Annotated in this window: 5 protein-coding genes and 3 pseudogenes; 4 read left to right on the top strand and 4 right to left on the bottom strand. The window is 69.9% G+C overall.

Features of this window, described 5'->3' with window-relative positions; genetic code table 11:
* Positions 1–1,165 precede the first annotated feature (1,165 nt).
* Positions 1,166–1,909: pseudogene (locus tag BLW04_RS29915) on the bottom strand (DUF4407 domain-containing protein); the annotation flags it as partial.
* Between the two features lie 95 nt (positions 1,910–2,004).
* On the opposite strand from BLW04_RS29915, the gene BLW04_RS24270 reads away from it, so the two are divergent.
* Together BLW04_RS24270 and BLW04_RS24265 are read left to right on the top strand one after the other, a co-directional pair.
* Entirely contained in the window at positions 2,005–2,883 is an 879-nt protein-coding gene (locus BLW04_RS24270) for an alpha/beta fold hydrolase (protein WP_091548088.1), read from the top strand.
* Between the two features lie 47 nt (positions 2,884–2,930).
* Positions 2,931–3,290 (top strand): tyrosine-type recombinase/integrase, encoded by a 360-nt coding sequence (locus BLW04_RS24265; RefSeq protein WP_371327824.1) that lies wholly within the window; start codon positions 2,931–2,933, stop codon positions 3,288–3,290.
* Positions 3,291–4,017: 727 nt separating this feature from the next.
* Here the strand turns inward: BLW04_RS24265 and BLW04_RS24260 are convergent.
* Both BLW04_RS24260 and BLW04_RS24255 read right to left on the bottom strand, forming a co-directional pair.
* Positions 4,018–4,785 (bottom strand): creatininase family protein, encoded by a 768-nt coding sequence (locus tag BLW04_RS24260; RefSeq protein ID WP_217631252.1) that lies wholly within the window; start codon positions 4,783–4,785, stop codon positions 4,018–4,020.
* Positions 4,786–4,834: 49 nt separating this feature from the next.
* A complete protein-coding gene (locus BLW04_RS24255; protein ID WP_091548084.1) occupies positions 4,835–5,299 on the bottom strand; it encodes a RidA family protein in 465 nt (154 codons plus the stop codon).
* Between the two features lie 169 nt (positions 5,300–5,468).
* Here BLW04_RS24255 and BLW04_RS24250 point away from each other — a divergent pair, with 169 nt between their 5' ends.
* Entirely contained in the window at positions 5,469–5,744 is a 276-nt protein-coding gene (locus BLW04_RS24250; RefSeq protein ID WP_091548092.1) for a type II toxin-antitoxin system Phd/YefM family antitoxin, read from the top strand.
* Positions 5,745–5,863: 119 nt separating this feature from the next.
* Positions 5,864–6,013, top strand: a pseudogene (locus BLW04_RS28965) (type II toxin-antitoxin system RelE/ParE family toxin); the annotation flags it as partial.
* Between the two features lie 251 nt (positions 6,014–6,264).
* On the opposite strand, the pseudogene BLW04_RS24240 reads toward BLW04_RS28965, so the two are convergent.
* A pseudogene (locus BLW04_RS24240) lies at positions 6,265–6,506 on the bottom strand (IS256 family transposase); the annotation flags it as partial.

Below are 6,506 nucleotides of genomic sequence, written 5' to 3'. Positions count from 1 at the left end.
GGCCCTGATGACCGCCGGCAGGCAGCACCGGCTGGATCAACTCCCACAACTCGTCCGGGATCTCGTCGGTACGCAACATTCGTCCAGCGTCGCCCACCAACCCGCCAATCTTTGGCAGACACGCTCTAGGTCGACCGGCGGACCGGCGGACCGGCTGCCGGCTGCCGGCTGCCGGCTGCCGGCTGCCGGCTGCCGGCTGCCGGCACAGACTAGATTGCGGGCTCTTCGAACTTGAGGGGGAAGTGACTCAGCAGGCGGTGGCCCGGCGGTGTCCCCGGGCGCGGGCGAACCGTCCGTCGGCACTGCTCACGATCGAAGAGTATCGGCTGGCGGCAAGGCGGCTGCGGGAAAAGCGGTTCGCGTCCGCTGCTGGTAGCGGTCCCACACTTGCCGTCCGAAAGTACTGCGGCTTCCCGGTATCGTCGCGTCAAGCGCAATCGATCGAGCGCCGAGGTACAGATCAGGGAGGCATACGACCGGGGCTCCGACAGCGTCCCCCGGACGTCAGACCCCCGTCGGGATCCGGCGGGTGACCGTCTTGACCGTCCGCACAGCGGCGTTGCGGGCGAAGCCGACCGGTCCCGTGTCCCACGCCAGCTGCCGCTCTCGTCGGCCGCTTGCTGCTCGAGCTCGACTTTCGCCGCCTCGAATTCCTTCCTGGCCGCCTCGGCCGCCTCGGCCGCTGCCTTCGCCGCGACAGCTGCCTTGGTCTGGGCCGCACGCCGCGCCCTGGCCGTCCGCCGCGCCTCCGCAACCCGCTGCGCGTCGGCCGCTGCCTGCGCCTCCGCCAGCCGCTGCGCCTCGGCTGCCGCCCGCGCCTCGGCCGCTGCCTGGACCTCCGCCGCCCGCTTCGCCTCGGCAGCTGCCCGTGCCTCCGCCGCCCGCTTCGCCCTGGTGGCCTTCCGCGCCTTCCGCCCTTCGCCGCCTCCCGCGCCTCCGCCGCCTCCCGCGCCTCCGCCGCCTCCCGCGTCTCCGCTGCCTCCCGCGCCTCGGCCGCCTTCCGTGCCTGGACCGCCTCGTGCCGCGCGAGGATCACTTGCTTCTCCGCTCCACCCTCTCGCGCTCGGCCATGACCAGCAGCTCCGCCTGGGCCACCTCCGTCTCCCGCCGTGTCTGCTGCTGCACCTGCTCGACCTCGAGGTTTGCCGCCGTCGCGCAGGGCCAACAGCCGGTCGTAGGTGCTCGGCGGCCCGAAATTGGACAGAACCTTCATGAGCACCGGAAGCAGCTCGATGCAGATGAACAGCAGGGTGAGCATGAAGTGCGCCAGCCCGAGGGTGCTGTTCCGGTCGCTCAGCCGGCTCAGTGCTTGGAACCTGATCAGGATGCCGTCGTCGTCCTTGTTCGTGGCTTCGAACGCCGCCTGGAGGCGGCCCTGCTGTGCGGTCAGGCCGGTCAGGGTGGTCTGGTCGGTCGCCAAGTCGGCTCGCGCCTGGGAGCTGCTGCGTGCCTCGCTATCCTCAGCAGCCCTGACGGCCCTGTCGAAACGGGTCTTGGCAGCGGCGACGACTGCTGCCTGAGCGTCGGCCGCCGCTTTGGCGCCCTGGTAGGCCGCGCCGTCCCCGGCGTCCCCGGTCCCGCATGTGCCGTCGAGCTCGCACTGTGCCCGTACGCTCAGCTGCTGCGGGAGGCGATCGCCGTGCGCGGGCGGATGGACCTGGCCAGCTACGACCGGCTCTTCCCCTCCCAGGACGGTGACCACGGGGTGGCCATGGTCGCCGGGCCGGCAGCGGGCTGGGCTGGCGCTCTGGCCGAGGCCGGGACGGGCGGCGTGTGCACTGCCCGCCTGCGCGACGGAGCGGAGTCGCCGGACGTGCGGCGGGACATCGAGGACGGCGGAGGAACCGCACCGCGCCGGCAGTTCGACCTCGCAGAACCAGTGAACTGGCGGATACGGTCGATGGCGCATGAGATGGAACGGTGCTTCTCCCCCATCGCTCGTCCCGTCCCGCACCTCCCGGGCCACCCGCGCCCGGATCGCGGACGGTCTGCACCGACGACGGCGTGGACCTGCACGTCGAGGTCGACGGCAGCCCGGACGCACCGCTCACCGTGCTGCTGACCCACGGGTTCACCGCGCGCCTGGGTGAGTGGGACGACCAACGGGCGGCGCTGCGCGGGCGGGCGCGGCTGGTTCTCTGGGACCACCGCGGCCACGGCCGGTCAGCCTGGGCTGACCGGCGGACAGCAACGATCGACCGGACCGGCCAGGATCTCGGCGAGATCCTCGACGCCACCACGCCGTCCGGCCCGGTGGTCCTGGCCGGCCACTCCATGGGCGGCATGAGCGTGCTGGCGCTGGCCCGCCGGCGCCCCGAGCTGTTCGGCACCCGGGTCGTCGGCGTCTTTCTCCTCGCCACCTCGGCCGATGGGCTGACGGACGGCGTGATCGGCCGGATCGTCGGGCTGGCTCGGCGACTGGGCCTGCTGGCGGTCTACCTCCATTGGCTGCAGTGGATCGCCCCGCTCTTGGAGCGGTTCCGCCGGCGGGGCACGGCCCTGGGCCGGTGGTACACCCGCCGCTACCTCTTCGGCCGCGACGACGCGGACCCGGCCCAGGTGCGCAGAGTCCAGGACATGCTCGAGGAGACACCTCTCCCAGTGACGACGGCCTTCTACGCCACCTTCGTCGATCGCGACGAGACGGCCGCGCTGGAGGTGCTGGGACGGGTGCCGGTCACGGTGGTTGTCGGCACCCATGACCGGCTCACCCCTGCGGTGCACAGCCGGCGGATCGCCGAGATCGTCGGACCCGGCGCCGAACTGGTCGTCGTGCCTGGCGCGGGGCACAGCGTCAACCTCACCCGACCCGAGGTCGTCGACGGTGCTCTCCTGACCCTGTTGGACCGCGTGCAGGAGCGACTGCCGAGGGCCACCGGCTGACCGGAGTACGCCGACCTCATCTTGGCCATGCGCGGCGGGCAGTGTTGATGCTGCGCAACTGGCGGCGCCGCGTCTTCGACCCAGCGCTCAAGGTCGCCGGCCTCGGCGAGCTCACCCCGCACGAACTCCGGCACACCGCGGCCAGTCTCGCCATCGCCGCCGGCGCCAACGTCAAGGCCGTCCAGCGCATGCTCGGGCACGCCAGCGCGGCCATGACCCTCGACGTCTACTCGGGACTCTTCGACGACGACCTCGACGCCGTCGTCGACCGCCTGGACGCAGCCTCGCAGACCGCGCGCGGACTTCCTGTGGACAATCTGCGGACTGGCGGCACCATCGTTGCCATCAAGCGAAAAGCCCTGACCAGCAGAAGCGCTGGTCAGGGCCTTCTTCTCGGGTGGAGCTGAGGGGACTCGAACCCCTGATCCCCACACTGCCAGGCGGCTGGTAGGGGTTCGCGGAATGTCCGCCGCCGTCCGTTTCCGCTGGTCAGACAGAATGCCGTCGTCAGCGAATCGCTGCGGACAACCGCGAACGCCGTCGTTTGGCCACCATCGTGGCACCACCCCAGAGCCGCGTGATTGGCGTATTGACCCGGCCGTCAACCACAACAGAAGGGGCCGCGCGGTTAGTACGTCGGGCAGTGCGATGGACAGGTCAAAGTGACGATCAGGACACATCTAGATCGGAACTCCGCCCGCCAGCGCGGCCACGAGCTGTGCCTCAGGTCGAGGTGTCACGGACGGAATGCATGGCCATTCCCGCGCCGAGAGGAAGGAGCAGAGACAGCCGACGAGCATCGACTTCCGGCCTGCGTGCCGCCCGGCACCAGAATGTTGCGTCCCGCGGCGACGGCGACCTCGAGGAACCGCGTGGACTGCGCGGAGAGGGTGCCGAGGCGGCCTCTTCGTCGAGGGCGTGGGCCTGCGTACGAACTTGCGGACGTTCACCGTCAGTCCAAAACCTACGGGCACCACGACGGCCTGCGCGTGGGGATTCAAGTCCCCCTCGGACACACGGAGAACTTCCAGGGCCACCCACCGTGGGAGTTTTGTTCTCTCCGGCCCGCAGACGGGGGCGCCCGCCCGAGAGGAGCAGTCCCTGGAGTCACCGGCTGCGGTTGCAGCCTCGTGGTCACGACTCCCTCGGGCCGGCCTGCATCCGGTCGGTGAAGTGAGCGGCGATCATGTCCGCCACCCGCTGCACGCAGAGTTCTCCGATGGCGTCGGAGAGCCCGTGCGGGTCGCCCATGACCCCCGTGTCCGAGAGAGCTCGGATTCCGCCGGTGAACAGGCGCTGCAACACTTCGTCGTCCACGGGCCCGGTGTAGCCGCGGGCGAGCTGGTCGGTCCGCACTGCGCCGGGTCGGAGGTAGGAGTAGACGGAGGACTCGGCGATGTCCGCGTGTCCTCCGACGTGGTCCGGGTCCCCACCGGCGTCCACGACGGCCGATCGCCAGACCTCGACGAGACCGTGCAGGTCGGAGAACACGATCACCCGGCACTCCGGTCCCACGCGCTCGTCCAGCCGCTCAGCCATCTCTGCCAGCGGCGCGAAGTTCCCGCCGTGCGCGGAGAAGCAGAGAATGGTGCGGAAGCCGTGTGCGGCCAGACTGCGGCAGTAGTCGGTGTAGACGGCCTCGAACGTTGCCGACTGCAGGCTTATCGTCCCCGGGAAGCTCATGTGGTGCGGCGACACCCCCACGCGGATGGTGGGGGCCACCAGTGCCGTCCCGAGCCGCTCGGCGACCTCCTTGGCCAGGCGCTCCGCGTGCACGGCGTCCACGTCGAGTGGCAGGTGGCGGCCGTGCTGTTCCACGGCTCCGCACGGGACGACGACGTCCCGCCGTCCCTCGGTGAGTGCGGTCTGGACCTCTGCGGACGTCATACTCTCGAGCAGCACATGTTCTCCTGGTCGTCGCTGGTGGTGGGCATCGGATCGCCGGACCGACTCACGTCACCACGCGGACGACGGCCTCGATCTCGACAGCGATGTCGAACGGCAGCTCGGCCATGCCGACGGCGGACCGAGCTCCACGGCCGGCGTCACCGAACACGTCGACGAGCAGGTCCGAGCACCCGTCGATGACGGCCGGAGTGCGGTTGAAGCCGGGTCGGCAGTTGACCATCCCGAACAGCTTGACCACCTGCCGGAGGCGGCCGAGGTCGCCCAGCTCCGTCTGCATGGCAGCCAGCAACTGCAGCCCGGTGAACCGCACGGCCTCGCGGGCGGCTGCCAGGTCCAGGCCGCCCTCCCCCACCTTGCCCGTCACCAGGCTGCCGTCCGGCCGGACGGGGCCCATCCCGGACAGGAACACGAGGTCTCCGGCGACCATGGCGGGAACGTAGTTGCCCCCCGGCCCTAGGGTGTCCGGCAGCTCGATGCCGAGTTCTCGCAGTCTCTGATCGACGTCCATGAGCAGATCGTGGCCCTTCGCGTACGGAAGGTGAAGCCTTTGCCGCGGGAGTCGGACCGGCGAGTCGCTCGACGCACCCAAGTCTCGGAGCAGCTGACTCCCGAGCTCAGTTTCCCGACGACCACGCCCCGGTGCTCACTCCCCTAGCTGGTTGACCAAGATTCAGGTCGTGACGACGCAGTCTCTGGCCGCAGTCAAAGCCCACTTCAGTCAGAACATCGACGAGGTCGCCGGCACTCATGATCGGGTCGCCGTCACCAAGAAGGGCAGCCCCGTCGCCGTCATCCTCGCCGTCGAGGACTATGAGTCGATGATGGAGACCTTGGAGATCCTGTCCGACCCCCAGGCCAGGTCGGACATCCGGCAGGCCGAGGCCGAGATGACCGACGGCCAGGTCTACGACGAGGTCCAGGTGCGGGCCGCACTCGCGGCCCGCCACCGGTGAGCCGGCCAGGGCCCTTCACCGTCGTTCTCTCCGCAGCGGCCAAGCGGGCATCGAGCGCGACTCCCTGACCCGGTAACCGTGGCAGTCGTCGACTCCTCTACGGAGCGCTTGCCGCGGACCCTCAGCGCGTCGGAGAGCCGCTACGTGTCGAGCTGGAGGGCTTCTGGTCCGCCCGCAGGGGCCAGTACCGCGTCGTCTACTCGATCCATGACGAGGAAGTGCTCGTCAGGGTCGTGCGGATCTCGCACCGCGCTGACGTCTACGGCTGATCGGCCCGTTCGCGGCCGCACAGACGTGTGCGGAAGTACGGCGCCCCCCTCGGGCGCAGCCTCACTCCGGTGTTCCCGCAGGTCCGGAGGCCGGGGTGCTTACGCTTCTGGGCCCGAAAGAGCCTCGTGATACCGCCGCAATACTTGAGGCTCAGATCCGGTATCGGCGTCAGCTGTCGAGCAACGCGGCGAACCGGTCGGCTGGAGGTTGTCCCGAGTTCCGTAGAACTTCGGTGGCGGTCCGTTGTGCGTCAGGCTGCGACGACCTCCTCATCTTGCACGGTGGAGCCGACAGTTCCAGCGATCTCGGCGTCGAGCGCGGCGCGAAGCTTGGGTAGGTGTAGGTGTCCGTTGACGCGGCGGAACTGCTTGCCGGCCTCGACCATGCCGGCGGCGCACCAGCGCAGCGCCATCTGCCCGTCGCGCCAGCGCTTGACGTTGGCCGAGTGGTTCCGGCAGATGGAGATCATGCTCTCGATGGCGTTGGTCGAGC

The organism is Modestobacter sp. DSM 44400 (assembly GCF_900107175.1).
Classification (GTDB): Bacteria; Actinomycetota; Actinomycetes; order Mycobacteriales; family Geodermatophilaceae; genus Modestobacter.
Note: the sequence above shows the minus strand (reverse complement) of the source record. Positions and strands in the feature narration are given on the sequence as shown.

Bases quoted from the DNA above. Each gene is read 5' to 3' on its own strand.
- BLW04_RS24265 (WP_371327824.1), top strand. From the start codon at position 2,931: ATGCTGCGCAACTGGCGGCGCCGCGTCTTCGACCCAGCGCTCAAGGTC.
- BLW04_RS24255 (WP_091548084.1), bottom strand. From the start codon at position 5,299: ATGGACGTCGATCAGAGACTGCGAGAACTCGGCATCGAGCTGCCGGAC.